At 68.6% G+C, this 18,550-nt stretch carries 16 protein-coding genes and 1 pseudogene; 10 read left to right on the top strand and 7 right to left on the bottom strand.

What is annotated here, in order from left to right:
- Positions 1 to 37 precede the first annotated feature (37 nt).
- On the bottom strand, positions 38 to 433 hold the full coding sequence (locus ACIHAO_RS10865; protein WP_396556733.1) for a hypothetical protein: 396 nt from the start codon (positions 431 to 433) through the stop codon (positions 38 to 40).
- Positions 434 to 535: 102 nt separating this feature from the next.
- On the opposite strand from ACIHAO_RS10865, the gene ACIHAO_RS10860 reads away from it, so the two are divergent.
- Positions 536 to 2,242, top strand: a complete 1,707-nt coding sequence (locus ACIHAO_RS10860) for a GMC oxidoreductase (protein ID WP_396556731.1) — start codon at positions 536 to 538, stop codon at positions 2,240 to 2,242.
- A gap of 9 nt (positions 2,243 to 2,251) precedes the next feature.
- Positions 2,252 to 2,974: a maleylpyruvate isomerase N-terminal domain-containing protein gene (locus ACIHAO_RS10855; RefSeq protein ID WP_396556729.1), complete on the top strand. Its 723-nt coding sequence runs from the start codon at positions 2,252 to 2,254 to the stop codon at positions 2,972 to 2,974.
- A gap of 24 nt (positions 2,975 to 2,998) precedes the next feature.
- Here ACIHAO_RS10855 and ACIHAO_RS10850 read toward each other — a convergent pair whose 3' ends face one another.
- Positions 2,999 to 3,982 carry an ABC transporter substrate-binding protein gene (locus tag ACIHAO_RS10850; RefSeq protein WP_396556727.1) on the bottom strand — a complete coding sequence of 328 codons (984 nt, stop codon included), beginning with the start codon at positions 3,980 to 3,982 and terminating at the stop codon, positions 2,999 to 3,001.
- A 53-nt stretch (positions 3,983 to 4,035) separates the two neighbouring features.
- Between ACIHAO_RS10850 and ACIHAO_RS10845 the strand changes: the two genes are divergently transcribed.
- Genes ACIHAO_RS10845 through ACIHAO_RS10830 form a run of 4 tightly spaced genes read left to right on the top strand, consistent with a single transcriptional unit; the run spans position 4,036 to position 8,366 of the window.
- Positions 4,036 to 5,043: a FecCD family ABC transporter permease gene (locus ACIHAO_RS10845; protein WP_396556725.1), complete on the top strand. Its 1,008-nt coding sequence runs from the start codon at positions 4,036 to 4,038 to the stop codon at positions 5,041 to 5,043.
- Positions 5,040 to 6,098, top strand: coding sequence for a FecCD family ABC transporter permease (locus ACIHAO_RS10840; protein ID WP_396556723.1), 1,059 nt, complete (start codon positions 5,040 to 5,042; stop codon positions 6,096 to 6,098). Before ACIHAO_RS10845 ends, ACIHAO_RS10840 begins: the two co-directional genes overlap by 4 nt.
- Entirely contained in the window at positions 6,095 to 6,889 is a 795-nt protein-coding gene (locus ACIHAO_RS10835) for an ABC transporter ATP-binding protein (RefSeq protein WP_396556721.1), read from the top strand. Before ACIHAO_RS10840 ends, ACIHAO_RS10835 begins: the two co-directional genes overlap by 4 nt.
- 37 nt (positions 6,890 to 6,926) lie before the next feature.
- Positions 6,927 to 8,366 (top strand): FAD-binding oxidoreductase, encoded by a 1,440-nt coding sequence (locus ACIHAO_RS10830; protein WP_396556719.1) that lies wholly within the window; start codon positions 6,927 to 6,929, stop codon positions 8,364 to 8,366.
- On the opposite strand, the gene ACIHAO_RS10825 is transcribed toward ACIHAO_RS10830, so the two are convergent.
- The 3 genes from ACIHAO_RS10825 to ACIHAO_RS10815 are packed head-to-tail and all read right to left on the bottom strand — an operon-like array spanning position 8,363 to position 11,460.
- A complete protein-coding gene (locus ACIHAO_RS10825) occupies positions 8,363 to 9,808 on the bottom strand; it encodes an aldehyde dehydrogenase family protein (RefSeq protein ID WP_396556717.1) in 1,446 nt (481 codons plus the stop codon). The genes ACIHAO_RS10830 and ACIHAO_RS10825 overlap by 4 nt on opposite strands.
- Before the next feature lie 19 nt (positions 9,809 to 9,827).
- Positions 9,828 to 10,862 (bottom strand): zinc-dependent alcohol dehydrogenase family protein, encoded by a 1,035-nt coding sequence (locus tag ACIHAO_RS10820; protein ID WP_396556715.1) that lies wholly within the window; start codon positions 10,860 to 10,862, stop codon positions 9,828 to 9,830.
- A gap of 52 nt (positions 10,863 to 10,914) precedes the next feature.
- The gene (locus tag ACIHAO_RS10815) at positions 10,915 to 11,460 is read right to left on the bottom strand and encodes a DinB family protein (protein ID WP_396556713.1); all 546 of its coding nucleotides are present in this window, start codon (positions 11,458 to 11,460) and stop codon (positions 10,915 to 10,917) included.
- Positions 11,461 to 11,586: 126 nt separating this feature from the next.
- Here ACIHAO_RS10815 and guaA point away from each other — a divergent pair, with 126 nt between their 5' ends.
- From guaA to ACIHAO_RS10800, 3 genes and pseudogenes are all read left to right on the top strand, one after another.
- On the top strand, positions 11,587 to 13,143 hold the full coding sequence (gene guaA, locus ACIHAO_RS10810) for a glutamine-hydrolyzing GMP synthase (protein ID WP_396556711.1): 1,557 nt from the start codon (positions 11,587 to 11,589) through the stop codon (positions 13,141 to 13,143).
- Between the two features lie 1,101 nt (positions 13,144 to 14,244).
- Positions 14,245 to 14,550, top strand: a complete 306-nt coding sequence (locus tag ACIHAO_RS10805) for a hypothetical protein (RefSeq protein ID WP_396556709.1) — start codon at positions 14,245 to 14,247, stop codon at positions 14,548 to 14,550.
- 745 nt (positions 14,551 to 15,295) lie between these two features.
- Positions 15,296 to 15,497: pseudogene (locus ACIHAO_RS10800) on the top strand (GMP synthase (glutamine-hydrolyzing)); the annotation flags it as partial.
- Between the two features lie 73 nt (positions 15,498 to 15,570).
- On the opposite strand, the gene ACIHAO_RS10795 reads toward ACIHAO_RS10800, so the two are convergent.
- A complete protein-coding gene (locus ACIHAO_RS10795; RefSeq protein WP_125790015.1) occupies positions 15,571 to 15,813 on the bottom strand; it encodes a hypothetical protein in 243 nt (80 codons plus the stop codon).
- Complete coding sequence (locus tag ACIHAO_RS10790) at positions 15,806 to 17,077, bottom strand: PspC domain-containing protein (protein ID WP_396556706.1); 1,272 nt, start codon at positions 17,075 to 17,077, stop codon at positions 15,806 to 15,808. The genes ACIHAO_RS10795 and ACIHAO_RS10790 overlap by 8 nt, the downstream gene beginning before the upstream one ends.
- Positions 17,078 to 17,194: 117 nt before the next feature.
- On the opposite strand from ACIHAO_RS10790, the gene ACIHAO_RS10785 reads away from it, so the two are divergent.
- Positions 17,195 to 18,544 (top strand): PspC domain-containing protein, encoded by a 1,350-nt coding sequence (locus ACIHAO_RS10785; RefSeq protein ID WP_396556704.1) that lies wholly within the window; start codon positions 17,195 to 17,197, stop codon positions 18,542 to 18,544.
- The last annotated feature ends 6 nt before the right edge of the window (positions 18,545 to 18,550 follow it).

Genomic DNA, 18,550 nt, shown 5'->3' with positions numbered 1-18,550 from the left:
GAGCCCCAGGCGTCCCTCCTGTGTCACGTTTAGCCCGCTAAAGGCGCTCTGGCGGCCGGGGGCGGTAGTGGGCAGAGCCGAGTGCCCGGGCGATCTTTCGCTGGAGGTCCCGCAGGATCGGGAGGGTTTCGTCGTCCGCGAAGCCGGTGGTGATCGACCAGTCCATGCCGGAGCCGAAGACGTCGCTGGCGAACACGATCTCGGTGGCGATCAGGGTCTTGCGCCATTCCGATGCGCGTAGCGGTTCTTCGTCGGCCAGCGCCGCGCGCAACCTTCGCGCCTGCTCGAAGAGGTCGGGCACGTCCTTGAAGCCCATCGCGACGGCGAGGTCGTCGGTGCAGGCGGCCGGTCCTCCCCATTCCGCCAGGCTACAGCGCAATACCGTGCGCTCGTCACGCGTCAAGTCGATCGCCACCGGGGCATCCGTATCCACCGATCGATGATGCCTCAGCCGCGTTCGCGCATCCGGGTGGAAGGTAACTGGCCGGTAACTTACCTCTGGTCAGAAGTGGTGGCCGAGGTTACAGTCCAAGGTGTGACTGCCAGTAACACCACCACTGAAGACGACTTCGACTACGACGTGATCGTCGTCGGCTCCGGGTTCGGCGGGAGTGTCGCCGCCCTTCGCCTGACCGAGAAGGGCTACCGCGTCGCCGTCATCGAGGCGGGCCGCCGCTTCGCCGACGACGAGTTCGCGAAGACGTCCTGGGACCTTCGCCGCTACGTCTGGGCGCCTCAGGTCGGCTGCTTCGGCATCCAGCGCATCCACATGCTCAAGGACGTCATGGTGCTCGCCGGCGCGGGTGTCGGCGGCGGCTCCCTGGTCTACGCGAACACGCTGTACCGCCCGTTGAAGCCGTTCTACGTCGACCCGCAGTGGTCCCACATCACCGACTGGGAGTCCGAGCTCGGCCCGCATTACGACCAGGCCAGCCGCATGCTGGGGGTCGTCACCAACCCCAGCGTCACGCCGTCGGACGTCGTGATGAAGGGCGTCGCCGAGGACATGGGCGTGGCGGACTCGTACCACCCGACGCCCGTCGGCGTGTACTTCGGCAAGCCGGGGGAGCGCGCCGAGGATCCGTACTTCGGCGGCGCGGGCCCGGCGCGCACCGGCTGTACCGAATGCGGCGCCTGTATGACCGGCTGCCGCGTCGGCGCGAAGAACACGCTGGTCAAGAACTATCTCTACCTTGCGGAGAAGGACGGCGCGAAGGTCATCCCGCTGACCACCGTGAGCGCGATTAGCCCGCTGAACGCAGGTGGGTACGAGGTGAGCGTCAAGAAGACCGGGACCACCTCGCGCAAGTTCCGGCACAAGCTCACCGCCGCGCAGGTGGTGCTCGCCGCCGGCACGTGGGGCACGCAGAACCTGCTCCACGGCATGCGCGACACCGCCAAGCTGCCGAAGCTCTCGCCGCGTCTCGGCGAGCTGACCCGCACCAACTCCGAGGCCATCATCGGCGCGGCCCGCACCTCGGTCGACGAGGACCGGAACTTCAGCCGCGGCGTCGCGATCACGTCGTCGATCCACCCCGACGACAACACGCATATCGAGCCCGTCCGCTACGGCAAGGGCAGCAACGCGATGAGCCTGCTCCAGACCATCGCCACCGAAGGCGATTCGGCGGTGCCGCGCTGGCGTCAGGCCGTGAACTTCATGGTCAAGCACCCGGTCCAGACCGTGAAGCTGCTCAACGGCTACCGCTGGAGCGAGCGCACGGTGATCCTGCTGGTGATGCAGAGCCTCGACAACTCCATCACCACGTACACCAAACGCGGGCTCTTCGGCCGCCGCAAGTACACCTCCAAACAGGGCCACGGCGAGCCGAACCCCAGCTTCATCCCCGCGGGGCACGAGGCCAACCTCCGCACCGCCGACCGCATCGGCGGGATGGCGGGCGGCACCTGGGGCGAGATCTTCGACATCCCACTGACGGCGCATTTCATCGGTGGCGCCCCCATCGGCACGTCGCCCGACAACGGCGTGATCGACCCGTACCACCGCGTCTACAACTATCCCGGCCTGTCCATTGTGGATGGTTCGGCGATCACGGCGAACCTCGGCGTGAACCCCTCGCTGACCATCACCGCGCAGGCCGAGCGGGCCTTCTCGTTCTGGCCCAACAAGGGTGAGCGGGACAGCAGGCCGTCACAGGACTCGCCGTACGCGCGGCTCGAACCGATCGCACCGAAGAACCCCTCGGTTCCGGCGGGCGCGCCCGCGGCGCTTCGGCGCTAAATTGGGAGTGTGACAGCTTCCGAACGCGCACACGTCCTGCTGAACCGCGTCCGCGCCCTTCATGACGAGTGGGAGCGCGTCGTGCGCGGGATCGACGAGGAGGCCGTGCGCGGTCCCAGCGCGCTGCCCGGCTGGACGCGAGCGCATCTGCTGTCCCACCTCGCGCGGAACGCCGATGGCCTGGTCAACCTGCTCACCTGGGCGAAATCGGGCGTCGAGACGCCGATGTACGCCGGTGAAACGGTGAGGGATCACGACATCGAGAAGGGCGCGTACCGGTCGGTCGAGGAGATCGCCGAGGACGTCGTCGGCTCCGCCGCGCGCTTCGTCGAGGTCGCGGAAAGCCTGCCGGACGGCGCGTGGCAGGCCCGGGTGCGAGCCAGGCAGGGGCGTGACATCTCGGCGGAGTTCGTGCTCTGGCTCCGGCTCTCCGAAACCTCGATCCATCTGGCCGACCTCGACTTCGGCTACGACTTCGCCCGCGTCGCCGATCTGCTCGGCGACGAGTTCGACACCGTCGTCGGCAACGCCATCGGGATGTACGGCGGCGAACTGCCCGCCGTGCTCCTGGTCGCCGCCGCAGAGAACGGGTACCGCCACGAGTGGCGGATGAGCGAAGGCGAACTGACGACGCTGACCGGGACCCGCGGCGAGGTATTGGCCTGGGTCACCGGTCGCAGCGATGGGTCCTCTTTGGATGGTGACGTGCCCACGCTTCCGCGCTGGCTGTGACACCACCGTCCAAAGAGGACGTGATCAGCTCCGGAACGAGTCCACGCCGAACTGCTTGGCGATGTCGTCGAGCATGGCGCTCGCACCCTGCAGGCTCACCGAGGTGAACCAGGTGGTGTCGTTGACGTCGATCTTCTTTCCCTTGAGAGTTCCCCAAAGCGGGTTCGACTGGAACTTCGTCATGGGGTTTTCGGCCTGCTTGGTCTCATCGGTGTAGCTGGCGATGAAGATCGCCTCGGCGTCGAGCTTCCCGATCTCCTCCTGGCTCAGGTCGTTGGAGATCTTCGCCTTGTTGTCCGGCTGGCCCGCGGGGCGCTGGAGCCCGGCGTCGGCCATCACGGTGCCGGGGAACGACGCGCTGCTGTAGAGCCGCACCGTCGGCTCGCCCTCGATGAAGCGGACCACGGAGACGGCCGCGGGCTTGCCGAGCTTCGCCTTGATCGCGTCGCCGACCTTGCGGGCCCGCTCCTCGTAGGACTTGATCTTCTGCTCTGCCAACGCTTCCTTGCCCAGCGCCTTGCCGAGCAGCCGGATGTTGTCCTTCCAGGTGGCACCGGTGGTCTGGCTGAACACCGTGGGTGCGACCTTGCTGAACTCCGCGTAGAACTTCTCGTGCCGCACCTTCGCGGAAACGATCAGATCCGGCTTGATGTCGTACAGTTGCTCGATGTCCGGGCTCTCGAGCGCGCCGATCTCCTTGGCCCCTTCGGCGTACTTGCGGTCGTCGCCAAGGTAGTCCGGCAGCTTGTCGTAGTTGCGATATTTGGTGTACGCCACCAGTTTCGTCTCGAGCGCCAGCGTGGCATCGACGTAGCTCGAGTCGAGCGCCGCGACGGTGGCGGGCTGCTTTTCGATCTGGGCCGACCCCATCACGTGTTCGACGGTGCGCGGGAATCCACTTTGGCCGGTGCCGGGGGAAGCGGCTTCCTGTTCACCGCCACCGCAGGCGGAGAGTGCCAGGCAGGCTGTCACGGCGAGGGCGAGGACTGCGCGCCGGGGTGGGGTCATGGGCCACTCTTTCTGTGCGGTTAGGCTTTCCTAACCGGAGCATAGGATGGCGGATGTCCACAGTGGAAGTTCGTGTTGGGAAGCCGACAGCGGGAGTCCTGCTCGTCACACTTCTGGCTGTGATCTGCGTCGCGAGCATCGCCCTCGGTGCGCGTTCGATTCCTTTGGGTGTCGTCTGGGACGCGATCTTCCATCCCGCCGGTGTGCCGGATCATCTGATCGTCCGTTCGTTACGCGTCCCGCGCACGCTGCTCGGTGTCCTCGCGGGGCTCGCGCTCGGCGCGGCCGGCGCGCTCATGCAGGGCCACACCCGGAATCCGCTCGCCGACCCCGGCTTGCTCGGTGTCACCCAGGGTGCGGCGTTCGCGGTCGTCCTCGCCGTCGTCGTGCTGGGCATCGACGACCTGTACGCGTTCATCTGGTTCGGTTTCGCCGGCGCCCTGATCGCGAGCGCCGTGGTGTTCCTGCTCGGCGCGGTCGGCGGCCGCGGCGCCACGCCGGTGACGCTCGCGCTGGCCGGAGCCGCGGTGAGCGCTCTGCTCAACGGCGTCATCTCCGCGATCGTGCTCGGCGACGACCGCGGGATGGAGACCTACCGGTTCTGGCACGTGGGTTCGATCGCCGGCCGGGACCCCGCGATGATCGGCCAGATCGCCCCGTTCGTGGCGGTGGGCCTGCTGCTCGCGGTCATCAACACGCCGGGGATGAACACGCTGGCGCTCGGTGACGACGTCGCCGTCGCGCTCGGACGGCGGGTCGGGCGCACGCGGCTGCTCGGGGTCGCCGCGATCACGCTGCTGACCGGTGCCGCCGTCGCCGCCTGCGGGCCGATCGCGTTCCTCGGCCTGCTGGTGCCGCATTTCGCGCGGGCGATCAGCGGCCCCGACTACCGGTGGCTGGTGCCGTTCTCCGCCGTGCTCGGCGCCATCCTGCTGCTGGCGGCGGATCTGCTCGGCCGCGTCGTCGCCTCGGACAACCTGGAGGTCGGCATCATGCTGGCGGTGCTCGGCGTGCCGGTGTTCGTCCACCTGGTCCGCAAGAAGGGCTTGGCACGGATATGACGGCTCCCAAGGTGATCTCGCTCGGCCCGGCGGCCTGGACCGTCCGGCCGAGGACGCTCGCCGTCGTGACCCTCGCGGCGGTCGCGCTGGTGCTGGTCGCGGCGCTGAACATCGGCATCGGCACCTCGCACATCGGCCTCGGCGACGTCCTGAAGACACTGTTCGGTGGTGGCACCGCGCGGGAACGCGGGATCATCTTCGACCTGCGGATGCCCCGCACGCTGACCGCGATCGGCGTCGGCGCGGCCCTCGGGCTGTCCGGCGCGCTGTTCCAGACCGTCGCCAGGAATCCGCTGGCCAGCCCGGACATCCTCGGCATCACCTGGGGCGCGGGCGTCGGCGCGGTCGGCGTGATCGTCGCCGGGGGCACCGGCGGCCAGGTCAGCGGACTGGCGAGCACGCTGGGCGTCCCCCTCGCCGGGCTGGCGGGCGGCGTGATCGCGGGGATCCTGCTGTACGCGCTTTCGTGGCGGCGCGGGATCGACGGCTACCGGCTCGTCCTGATCGGCATCGCGCTGTCGGCGGTCGGCTACAACCTCGTCTACTGGATGCTGACCATCGGAGACGTCGACAACGCCGCGCGGGCGACGACGTGGATCGTCGGCAGCCTCGCCGACGTCGGCTGGGAATCGGTCGCGCCGGTCCTGCTCGCGCTGGCCGTGCTCGCGCCGATCACGCTGGTCGCCGGGCACACCATCGGCGGCCTGCAGTTCGGCGACGACACCGCGCGCGGCCTCGGTATCCGGGTCGACGGCGCCCGCGCGACCCTGCTGTTGCTCGGCGCGGCCTTGGCCGCCGTCGCCACCGCGGCCGCCGGCCCGATCACCTTCGTCGCACTGGCCACCCCGCAGATCGCCCTGCGGCTGGTCCGCTCGGCGCAGCCGCCGCTGTTCGGATCGATGGTCCTCGGCGCGTTGCTGACCGTCGGCGCGGATTTCGCCGTCCGGGTGACGCCGGGGCTGTCCGGGCTCCCGGTCGGAGTGCTGACGGCGATCCTCGGCGCGCCCTACCTGATCTTCCTGTTCGTCCGCAGCCGTAAGGAGGAGCGCGCGTGAAAGCCAGACTGCGTGCCCGGGAATTGGAACTCGGCTACGGCGAAACGCCCGTCGTGACCGGCCTCGACCTCGACGTCCTCGACGGGACCGTCACCGCGATCATCGGCCCCAACGGCTGCGGCAAATCGACGCTGCTGCGCGCGCTGGCGAGGTTGCTCAAGCCACGGCAGGGCGCGGTGCTGCTCGACGGCGAGCGGATCGAGAAGCTGCCGACCCGCGAGGTCGCCAAGATCATCGGCCTGTTGCCGCAGACGCCGTCCGCACCCGAAGGGCTGACGGTCTCCGACCTGGTCCGCCGGGGGCGGCATCCGCATCAGAGCTGGTACCGGCAGTGGTCGTCCTCCGACGACGAGGCGATCGATCGGGCACTGCGGCTGACCGGGATGGACGAGCACGCCGGCCGGGTCGTCGACCAGCTTTCCGGCGGGCAGCGGCAGCGGGCGTGGATCTCGATGACGCTGGCACAGGAGACCGGGCTGCTCCTGCTCGACGAACCGATCACCTACCTCGACCTCGCGCATCAGATCGATGTGCTGGACTTGGTGTACCGGCTGCACAACGAACGCGGGACCACCGTGGTGATGGTGCTGCACGACCTCAATCTCGCCGCCAGGTACGCGGACAAGCTGGTCGCGATGCGGGACGGCCGGATCGTCGCGCAAGGGCCGCCCGCGGAAGTCCTCACCGAGCCGCTGCTCGACGAGATCTTCGGCCTGACGGCGAAGGTCATGGCGGATCCGGTTTCCGGTACGCCGCTGGTCGTGCCGGTGAGCGCACACCTTCGGGGGTAGGGCCGCAACCTGCCCGCCCGCTGGGCGTCTATCGGGCATGGAGAGAAGGGCGTTCCTCAAGCTCGCCGGCGCGACCGTGGCCGGGGCGGCCGCGACGGCGTGTTCTGCCGCGCCTCCCGTGCAGGCGCCCAGTTCGGCTCCAGGCACTTCCTTGCCGCCGAGCACCAGCGTCACGCCGCCGTCCGGCCCGCCGGACTGGGCGGCGTTACGGACCAAAGTCTCCCTGCTCCTGCCTGGGGATTCCGGTTACGACAACGCCAAGCGCGTGTTCAATCCGGCCTTCGACGGCCTCAAGCCCGCCGCGATCGCCCAATGTGCCAAGCCTGAAGACGTGCAGGCCGCCGTTTCCGCCGCCGCACGGCGGGTTCCCATAGCCGCGCGCAGTGGCGGGCACAGCTACGCCGGCTACTCGGTTCCCGACGGTGGCTTGATGATCGACCTCGGCGGTATGTCCTCTGTGGACGTCCAAGGTGAACAGGTCGTGATCGGCGCGGGCGCGAAGCTGAAGAACGTCTACGCCACGCTCGGCGGCGCGGGCCGGTGCCTGCCGGCGGGTTCGTGCCCCAGCGTCGGGATCGCCGGGCTGACGCTCGGCGGCGGAATCGGGGTGCTCGCCCGGAAATACGGACTCACCTGCGATCATCTGGTGTCCGCGCAGGTCGTCACGGCGGACGGGAAACTCCGGACGGCGTCGGCGGATTCCGAACCCGAATTGTTCTGGGCGTTGCGCGGTGGGGGAGGCGGCAACTTCGGCGTGGTCACCTCGTTCACCTTCCGCACGGATCCGGCGCCGTCGGCGGTTTCGGTTTTCTCCTTGCGTTTCCCGGCAGGCAGCGCGGACGACGTCGTCGCGGAGTGGCAGCGCTGGCTTCCCGAAGCGCCGCCGGAGTTGTGGGCGAACGTCGTACTGTCCGGCGGATCACCGGTCGGCGCGCGCGTTTCCGGTTGCTACGTAGGCGATTCCGATTCCTTGGGCAAGATCCTGGACCGCTTCGGCGGCGCGACGCGTTCGGTCAAACAGCTCGACTATCTCGGCGCGATGAAGTATTTCTCCGGCGGTGAAACCCGACAGTCCTTTGTGGCCTCGTCGCGGATTCTCAGTGAGCCGGCGGATCCCGCGAAACTGACGTCCGTCCTCAAGGGCAGGCGCGGAATGGACCTGCTGGTCGACGGGCTCGGCGGCGCGGTCGCCGACATCGCTCCGGACGCCACCGCGTTCTGGCATCGGAAGGCGATCGGCAGCGTGCAGATCTACGGTCAGGCCGACGCGCGCAACCGTTCCGTGGCAACGGATTCCGTCGCGGAAGTGGTGGCGGGGCTCGGGCTGGGCGGGGGTTACGTCAACTACATCGACCCCGCCCTGCCCGACTGGATGACCGCCTACTACGGCGGCAACGCCGCCCGCCTCAAGCAAGTGGCGAAGACCTACGACCCGGACAAGGTGTTCGGGTTCGCGCAGGCCATCACCCCCGGCTAGAGGTCGATGCCGGTGAAGACGGTGACCCGTTCCTCGGTGAGGTCGTGCATCGCGGCGAGGACGCCTTCCCTGCCGACGCCCGATCCCTTGACGCCGCCGTACGGCATCTGGTCCGCGCGGTAGCTCGGGACATCGCCGATGATCACGCCGCCGACTTCGAGTTCTGTCGACGCGTAGAAGGCGAGATGCACGTCGCGGGTGAACACGCCGGCCTGCAATCCATAGGCGGATTCGTTGACCGACGCGAAAGCCTCGTCGACACCATCCACAATGGACACGGCGAGCACCGGGCCGAAGATCTCCTCCGCCCAGGCCTTTGTGGACGGTGGCACGTCGGTGAGCACGGTCGGTTCCACCGTCGCGCCCTCTCGCTTGCCGCCGGTGAGGATCTTCGCGCCCGCGGCGACGGCCTCGTCGATCCAGGCGACGATCCGTTCCGCGGCGGCCTCGTCGACGACCGGGCCCACGTCGGTGTTCTTGTCGTACGGGTCACCGGTTCGCTGTGCCCGCACGGCTTCCACCAAGGCGGGCACGAATTCTTCGGCGACCTCGCGTTCGACGATGACCCGCTGCACGGCGATGCAGGACTGCCCGGCCTGGTAGTTTCCGAAGGTCGCGATGCGCTCCGCGGCACCCTCCGGATCCGGCCAGTCGCGGAGGACGACCGCGGCCGCGTTGCCGCCGAGTTCGAGCACGACGTGCTTGCGCGGCGCGGCATCCGCGATCGACCAGCCGACCGGACCCGAACCGGTGAACGACACGACCGGCAGCCGAGGATCGGCGACCAGCGCCGACGTCTCCTCGTTGCCGAGTGGCAGCACCGAGAACGCGCCTTCCGGCAGGTCCGTCTCGGCCAGGATCTCGCCGAGGATCAGCGCGGACAACGGCGTGCGCGGCGCGGGTTTGACGATGATCGGCGCGCCGACCGCGAGCGACGGCGCGACCTTGTGCGCCACCAGGTTCAGCGGGAAGTTGAACGGCGCGATGCCCAGCACCGGGCCGCGCGGGATGCGCCGGGTCAGTGCCAGCCTGCCCTCGCCCGCCGGGTCGGTGTCCAGGCGTTGCAGGTCGCCGCTGAACCGGCGGGCCTCTTCGGCCGCGATCCGGAACACCGACACCGCACGCCGCACCTCGGCGTCGGCCCACTTGAGCGGCTTGCCGTTCTCGGCGGTGATGACTTCGGCGATCTCCTCGGCCCGGCCGGCGATGACGCGCGAAACGTGGTCGAGCGCCGCGGCACGGCTGTGCGCCGAGGAACGCCGGAACTCCTTCGCGACGCTCGCCGCCGCGCTCACCGCTCGTTCGACCTGCTCCGGTCCGGGCACCGCGACGGTGGCGACTTCGCTGCCGTCGAAGGGGTGGTGCACGGTGACCGTCGAAGCGCCCTGCTCGGGGCGTCCGGCGATCCAGGCGGGGCGCGGCTCCGGGGTGATCATGTCCATGGGTAAGAAGGTATTGCAGTCAGGGCTTGACGAGCACCTTGAGCGCTTCGCGGTCCGCCATGGCGCGATAGCCGTCGGGGACCTCTTCGAGCCCGATGGTCCGGTCGAAGACCTTGCCGGGCTGGTACTTGCCCTCGACGACGTCTTCGAGCAGTTCGGGGATGTAGTGGCGCGCGGGCGCCACACCGCCGGTGATGGTGATGTTGCGGCGGAAGAGCGACGGGCCGATCGGACCCTCGGCGTACTGCGGCACGCCGACGCGGCTGACCGTGCCGCCGGGACGGACCGTGCCGACGCCCATCTCGAAGGCGGGCTTCGTGCCGACGCATTCGAGAACGGTGTGCGTGCCTTCGCCGTTTGTCAGCTCTCGCACCTTCTCGATGCCTTCGTCGCCGCGCTCGGCTACGACGTCTGTCGCGCCGAATTCGCGGCCGAGGTCCGTGCGGGTCCGGTGACGGCCCATCAGGATGATGCGCTCGGCGCCGAGCCGCTTCGCCGCGAGGACCGCGGAGAGGCCGACGGCACCGTCACCGATGACGGTGACGGTGGTGCGCTCGTTCACGCCCGCCTTGACCGCGGCGTGGTGGCCGGTCGCGAACACGTCGGACAGCGTGAGGAACGAGGCGAGCAGGTCGTCGTCCTCGGTGTGCGGCAGTTTCACCAGCGTGCCGTCGGCCTGCGGGACGCGGACGGCCTCACCCTGGCCGGCGTCGACGCCCTTCGCGCCCCAGTTGCCGCCGTTCAGGCACGAGGTGTGGAGGCCTTCGCGGCAAAACTGGCAGGTGTTGTCGGAGTAGACGAACGGCGCGACGGCCAGGTCGCCCGGCTTGAGCGTGGTGACGTCGGAGCCGACGGCCTCGACGACGCCGAGGAACTCGTGCCCGATCCGGACGCCGCGATCGCGTGCGGGCATGCTGCCGTACGGCCAGAGGTCGCTGCCGCAGATGCAGGACCGGACCACCCGGAGGAGGGCGTCGGTCGGTTCGCTCAGCTTCGGGTCCGGGACGGTCTCGACGCGTACGTCGCCGGCGCCGTAGATGAGAGTCGCTCGCAAGACGGGTCCTTTCCTCGGCTGGCCCCAGTATGGGCGCGTCGCGTTTAGCCCGCTAAACGCGATCCGCTCGCGGACGGGACCGGTAGAGGTCGCGCAGGAGGAGGACCTCGGCGCCGTGGTGGATGGCCTCGCGGTTGATGTGCAGGACGAGCGCCGCGAGCGGGTACTCCGCGTACGGGCCTTCGGCCTCGCCGCAGGGGCGCGCGAGGTCTTCGGCGGTGAGGCCGCGGACGCCGTCCCGCCAGCGCGCGTAGGCGTCGTCGAGCTGCTCCAGCGCTTCCTTGGCGGAACCTGCGTAGGGGAAGGTCTGGTAGTCGACGGGCGAGCCGCCGAAATGCGACGCGTTCCGCATCGCGAAGACGCCGATGACGATGTGCGCGAGGCGCCACGCGATCGTCGTCACCGGCGGCGGAGACGGCTCCGGATACGCCCAGTCGATCGTGAAAGCGCCGTTCTCACCCGGGCGGATCGTCCAGCAGTCCTCGACGGGTTCCCAGAGGTATTCGTCGTCGGTGAGGGTGTCCAGCCGGGGCCGCAGGTGCTGCGTCCAATGCCAGTCGAGCTGTTCGGAGAGTTCCTTGCTCCAGTCGATGTCCATGTCCCGGACGGTAGGACGCCTCGCGGTCATCCGCTGTCCTGAATCGTGAGGGGGTTGGCGGCGAGGTGACCCGGCCCACCTGGGACGATGGTAGGGAAGCGTACTGCTCTGATCTGGAGGTTTCAGGTGCCCAGTCCCACCGGTCCGGTACTCGTCGTGGACTTCGGGGCGCAGTACGCGCAACTGATCGCGCGCCGCGTGCGTGAGGCCCAGGTCTACTCCGAGGTCGTCCCGCACACCGCCACCGCCGAGGACATCCTCGCCAAGAACCCCGCCGCGATCATCCTTTCCGGTGGTCCTTCCAGCGTGTACGCGGAGAACGCCCCCGCGCTCGCGCCCGGCCTTGTCGACGCGGGCGTGCCGATCCTCGGGATCTGCTACGGCCACCAGGTGCTCGCGCAGGCCCTCGGCGGCACGGTCGAACCGACCGGGATCCGCGAGTTCGGCCGCACCGAAGTCCGCGTCGCCGGTGAAGGCGGCGTGCTGCACGCCGGCCTCCCGAGCAACCAGCCCGCCTGGATGAGCCACAACGACAGCGTCACCAAGGCCCCCGAGGGCGCCACCGTGACCGCGTCGAGTGACGGCGCCGCCGTCGCCGGGTTCGAAGACGTCGAGCGCCGCTTCGCCGGCGTCCAGTACCACCCCGAGGTGCACCATTCGCCGCACGGCCAGGAGGTGCTCCGCCGCTTCCTGCACGACATCGCGGGCATCAAGCCGCAGTGGACGACGTCGTCCATCGTCGACGACCAGGTCAAGCGCATCGCCGAGCAGGTCGGCGACGGCAGGGCGATCTGCGGGCTCTCCGGCGGCGTCGACTCCGCCGTGGCCGCCGCGCTGGTCCAGCGCGCCATCGGTGACCGGCTGACCTGCGTGTTCGTCGACCACGGTCTGCTCCGCTCCGGCGAGCGCACCCAGGTCGAACGCGATTTCGTCGCCGCGACCGGGGTCAACCTGGTGACCGTCGACGCGCGCGACCGGTTCCTCGACGCGCTCGCCGGGGTCACCGACCCCGAGGAGAAGCGCAAGATCATCGGCCGCGAGTTCATCCGCGTGTTCGAGCAGGCCGAGCGCGACCTCAAGGCCGAGGGCGACTACAAGTTCCTCGTCCAGGGCACGCTGTACCCGGACGTCGTCGAGTCCGGTGGCGGCGAGGGCGCGGCGAACATCAAGAGCCACCACAACGTCGGCGGACTGCCCGACGACCTGCAGTTCGAGCTCGTCGAGCCGCTGCGCCTGCTGTTCAAGGACGAGGTGCGCCGCGTCGGGCTGGAGCTCGGGCTGCCGGAGACGATCGTGCAGCGGCAGCCGTTCCCCGGCCCGGGGCTCGGCATCCGGATCATCGGCGCCGTCGACGCCGAGCGGCTCGAGACGCTGCGCGCGGCCGACGCCATCGCGCGCGAGGAACTCACCGCGGCCGGGCTCGACGGCGAGATCTGGCAGTGCCCGGTGGTGCTGCTGGCCGACGTCCGCAGCGTCGGCGTCCAGGGCGACGGGCGAACCTACGGGCACCCGATCGTGCTGCGGCCGGTGTCGTCCGAGGACGCGATGACCGCGGACTGGACGCGGCTGCCCTACGAGGTGCTGGAGCGGATCTCGACCCGCATCACCAACGAGGTCGCCGAGGTGAACCGGGTGGTCCTGGACGTCACGTCCAAGCCGCCGGGCACCATCGAGTGGGAGTGACCGGACGGAGGTCCCGGATGTGGGTTCCGGGCCCTCCTGGTTTGCCGCGGAAGGACGGGTCGAGCAGGCCCACGAACACCGCGCCCCCTGTGACGATCCATCGGAAGTCGAAGCGGGAGGCCTTCGCCGTTCGTCAACTGCGGCGATCAAGGTCGCCCGCGTTCAAATCTCGGACCGGCTGACCACGGTTGACGCGGGAGGAAGCGGAAGCGAAATGGGATGTCGCCAATGTCGGCGAGAAACGCACCATGCTCACCGACGCCTGGACCGAGACACCCCCTACCTGGGCCCGACCGGACCGGGTTCCGCACCTTCAACCCGAACGCGTCCGCGTCAAGCTGTAGGCATCCATCGGCTTCAGGCCAGCCGGGCTTCCTGACTTCCCCTTGTGTGATCCCCGTCAGCTCCAGCACGTTCTACTTCCACGGCATTCCGGTCAGTGCCTCTATTTTCCGTAAAAAACTTGTCCTCGACTCACCGGCGGCCGAAAAGTTGTCTGTTATTCGCCGATACGAATTTCGTAGTCGACTGGTCGGTTCTGTGGGACTATCGTCGCACCTTTGCAGGCATGTCCAGTGAATCTCGCTTGTAGTGAGATTCACTCAAATGGTGGACGCGCAGCACGATTCAAGGGCGATACGTTAGCTCTCAGCGTGGCGTGATCAGTCCAGGTATTGGAAGTCCTGAGGGGGAGCCTTGGATCGCGAACTGCGAATCGTCCTTAGAGTCCTGTTGTTGATTCGCTGAGGATCGTCAGCACACTCGCTCGTCGCATTGGCTCTAGCGTGGCGCGCTGCTTGCGGGCGGCAGTCCGGCGACGGCAGCACCTGCCGCTAGTGCGGTGCAGAAAATTGTTCCGCAGACCCAGGTTGGCCAGCATGAGTACTACGACTGGTACTGGTCACGCAGTGCCTGCAATGAGGCCGGTGCGAAAATGCTGGTGCGCGGCATCATCTACGGATATTCGTGCGACCTGAGCCCATATTTGACGTGGTACCTCTATTTCGACTACTGGGCGGGAGGTTTTCTTCGATGACATGACGACCGGCATGGCTGTAATTGTCGTAACGTCCAATGATCCGGGCAAGAAAGGGATTGACGATGCGTAAACTCATCTCCGCAGGAATTACCGCATTTGCGCTAGGTGGCGCGCTGCTTGCAGGCGGCAGTCCGGCGACGGCAGCACCTGCCGCTAGTGCGGTGCAGCAAGTTGTTCCACCTGCCGCTAGTGCGGTGCAGAAAATTGTTCCGCAGACCCAGGTTGGCCAGCATGAGTACTACGACTGGTACTGGTCACGCAGTGCCTGCAATGAGGCCGGTGCGAAAATGCTGGTGCGCGGCATCATCTACGGATATTCGTGCGACCTGAGCCCATATCTGACGTGGTACCTCTATGTCGACTACTGACTGATCCCGCACCTTACTTGAGATCACACGTCTTGGCGATCTTGGTACGGCATGCCCGATCCGGTGCATGGCGTGCCAAGATCGCCGACGGAAATGGGCGGCAGGGAGCAACCGGTCACGTTGACCAGCGTAGTAGCCCACCTGCCAGACGTGCAGTTCAGCTTGCCAGCAAGAAATAACTCCTGAGTTCCGGTACAGCTCTTCAACCCCGTCCAGCCCCTGGAACAGGGGCTCTTCTTGGATCTAGACTGTTCTGGTATTTGAAGGGATTCGGGCTGGCCTCGGTGCTGGCGGCTTCCGATAGGCGTTCACGATCACCAGTTCCTGCTCGGCATGGCGCTCGCGGTCGTGCTCCTTCCATGTCCGGCATCGCGTTTAGCGGGCCAACGTCGCCTCCGAGGCGCGGTTAGCCCGCTAAACGCGGGTTCGGGCCTGGTGGGGCTGGTGTGACGCAAGTAAAGGACGCGGAGGGTAGTACCTCGGCGGAGTGATGGATCATTTCGCGGTTGATGTGGAGGACGAGCGTCGGGGGAGCGGCTCGTCCGCGTAGGGGCCCTCGGCTGGACCGCGCGGGCGGGCAAAACTGTCGGCGTCCAGCCCTCGGACGCTCTCGATTCCAGTTCGCGTAAGCGTCGTCGAGCTGGGCGAGCGCTTCCTCGGCCGCTCCTGGGTAGGGGCAGGAGTCGAGCTCATCGTGGGCCCACCGAAATGCGACGCCGTCCGCATGCCAAGGACGGTGTCCAGGGGCGGGCGGGGCGGCGACGGGGGTACCTACGGACATCCGGTGGTGCTGCGGCCGGTGTTGTCCGAGGACGCGATGACCCGCCGACTGGACGCGCCTGCCCTACGACGTGCTCGAGCGGATCTCGACCCGAACCACCAACGAGGTCGCCGAGCTCACCCGGGTTGTCCTGGACGTGACGTCCAAACCGCCGGGCACCATCGAGCGGGTGCGGGCAAGGCGAAGGCCCCGGCGAGGGGCCGGGGCCTTCGGAGTGGGGTGGATCGTGAGCGGGGCCGCTAGCGGCGGCTCTTGCGCACCGAAGCGGCGAGAAGCAGGACGCCGACGAAGATCGCCCCACCCGCCATGACCCACCGGAAGTCGAACTGCGGGAGCCACGAGGCGCCGTCCGAGAGGACGTAACCCGACACGAGCAGCGTCGCGATCCCGATGATCAGGGTGAAGACGTCCACCCCGCGCTTCGCGGGCCGAGCCGACTGAGTCTGCGTGCTGTCGTAGTTGTCGTAGTCGTACTCAGCCACGGCGCACCTCCACGTTCCCGACACCGTTCTTGACCTGCAGAGTGATCTTCTGCCCGTTGTCGCCCGGCGCGGTGAAGTCGACGGCGTCCTCGCCGACCCCCGAGCGGGACTGACCGAGGCAGTCGACCTCGCCCGCTCCCGTCTCGCAGGAGACCTTCACTTCGGCACCCGCCGGCACGAGCACCGTCGAGTTACCCGCCCCGTTGGAGACCTTCGTGGTCACCGACGCACCTGCGGGCAGCTTGGTCAGATCGACGTCGATGTCTCCCGCCGAGCGGCGATACTCCGGCAGCACCTCGGATACCTGGCTCGGCGTCGCCTTCAGGTCCTCGACGCCGCCCTTCACGGAGAAGTTCTCGAACGGGACCGTGGTGAGCGCCATCCCGACGATCGCCAGCGGCACCGCCAGCCCGATCAGTCCGCGACCACCCCGGACGAACGCACCGGCCACCAGCCCGATACCGACCACACCGAGGGTGAGCCCGACGACGTGCTGCGGGGTGAACCAAGTCTCGCCGTCCAGCCCAAGGACGGTGCCGACGCCGGCCACCAGCACGGCGAGCCCGAAGGTCGCGGCGCCGATCTTCGACTTGCGGCCGCGAGGCGCCGGCGGCGCGGGAGGCGGCGGAGGGGTCTGCGGCGGCAGCCCGCCGGACGGCGAAGCGTTCGGCAGGTCCCAGGCCGACGGGTCGGCCGCGAGCGGGTCCCAGCCGCCTTCGGTCGCCGTCGAGGTGGAGGCCGCCGACGCGGACGCCATCGAGAACGCGGCCGTCGGATAGGCCGGAGCGGGCATCGTCGGCCGGTTGAACTGACCGCGGTTGCGGTGCAGCAGGTACAGCGCGACGGCCATCAGCGCGAAGCCGATCAGGCCGGTGCCGTCGGTCATCCAGCCGCCGCTCAAGGTCCAGGTGAGACCGGGGAAAAGCAAAAGCAGCAGCAGCACCGCGAACGCCGGCGAGCTCGACGCGCGCCCCCGGCCGATCAGGCCCTCGAACGCGGAAACGGGGTCACCTTCCTGCGGCAGGAACAGCCAGCCCAGCAGATAGACGAAGACGCCGAAACCACCGAACACGGTCGCCGCGACCAGCGCGACACGCACCACTGTCGGGTCGATGCCGTACCGGTAGCCGATGCCGGCGGCCACCCCGGCGAACTTGCGGCCCGCCACCGGGCGGACCGGCCTGCTCCGCCAGAAATCCTTGACGGTCTCCTCGAAGCCGGCCGCGGGGCCGCGCTTCGGAACCTGTGTCTCACTCCCACTCATGCCACAAAGAATGCGCTCCGCCGGACCCTCGCCACATCCGGGAACGTCCCTGAGGTTTCCCCCAGCGGGAAGAGTCAGGGGTTTCCCCGATGGATCAGTGCCGCACTCCGTGTGACCATGGAGTACGTGCAGGAAACCGCCCCCACCGACCTCGCCGGACAGGTGAAGCCGACGATCATCGAGCGCCCGCTGGTGCCCGTCGCCGGCAGCCTGTCCCCGGCGCCGTTCGAGCCGCCCAAGATGTACCGCCGCCGCTCCGGCCGCGCCATCGCGGGTGTCGCCGGCGGTCTCGCCGACCACCTCGGCGTCAAGGTGCTCTGGGTCCGGACCGCGTTCGCGTTGCTCGCCGCGCTGAACGGCGTCGGTCTTCTCGCGTACGGCCTGCTGTGGGTTTTCGTCCAGCAGCAATCCGGTGAGGTCGAGCCGGAGAAATCCGCACCGAAGGAGAAGCAGCAGGCTTTCGGCCTGATGGCGCTGGGTGTCGGCCTCGCCGTCGCCAGCGGCACGCTGACCGGCTTCATCAGCGGCTGGGTCGCCATTCCGCTGGCGCTGGCCATGATCGGCGCGGCCGTCGTCTGGCGGGAGGCCGACGAGTCGCAACGACGGCGCTGGCGTCTCGGCGCCAAGGGCGGCGTCGCGACGGCGTTCCTCGGGGGCGGGGGCTGGTCGGCCGCGATCCGCGTGGTCGCCGGTGTCGCGCTGGTGATGACCGGCATCGGCGTCGTCGTCCTGGAGAGCGGCAGTATCGACCAGGTCAAGTTCGCGCTGGTCGCGGTGATCGCGACGCTGTTCGGGGTGGCCGTGCTGACCGTCCCGTTCTGGCTGCGCCTGGTTCGCGATCTGTCCGACGAGCGCACCGCCCGCATCCGCACCGACGAACGCGCCGAGATCGCCGCGCATCTGCACGATTCGGTCCTCCAGACCCTCGCGCTGATCCAGAAGCAGGCGGATTCGCCGCGTGAGGTCGCCCGGCTCGCGCGCGGGCAGGAACGCGAGCTGCGCGGCTGGCTGTACGGGCCGTCGGGGTACGGCAAGAACAAGAAGACCGAGGAAGAGGCCATCAGCGGTCAGCTGTCCGAAGTACTCGCGGCCGCGTGCGGCGAGGTCGAGGACGCGTTCGCGATCTCGGTGCAGCAGGTCGTCGTGGGGGAGGCCACCCTGAACGAGCCGCTGACCGCGCTGGTCCAGGCGGCGCGCGAAGCGATCGTCAACGCCGCCAAGCACGCGGGCGTCGACGAGGTCAGTGTGTACGCCGAGGTCGAGCCGACGGCGGTGACGGTTTTCGTGCGGGACAGGGGCAAGGGGTTCGACCCCGATGTCGTGCCGGGCGATCGGCACGGTCTCGCCGATTCCATCCGGGGGCGGATGGAACGGCACGGGGGCAAGTGCAAACTCCGTACCGCACCGGGTGAAGGAACCGAGGTCCAGCTGGAGATGCCGGTCAAGGCGGGGAAGGGCGCGGCGTGAGGTCGC

Source organism: Amycolatopsis sp. NPDC052450, assembly GCF_044547565.1.
In the GTDB taxonomy this organism is placed as follows: Bacteria; Actinomycetota; Actinomycetes; order Mycobacteriales; family Pseudonocardiaceae; genus Amycolatopsis.
The sequence above is the reverse complement of the archived record's forward strand: the minus strand, read 5'-3'. Positions and strand labels throughout refer to the sequence as shown.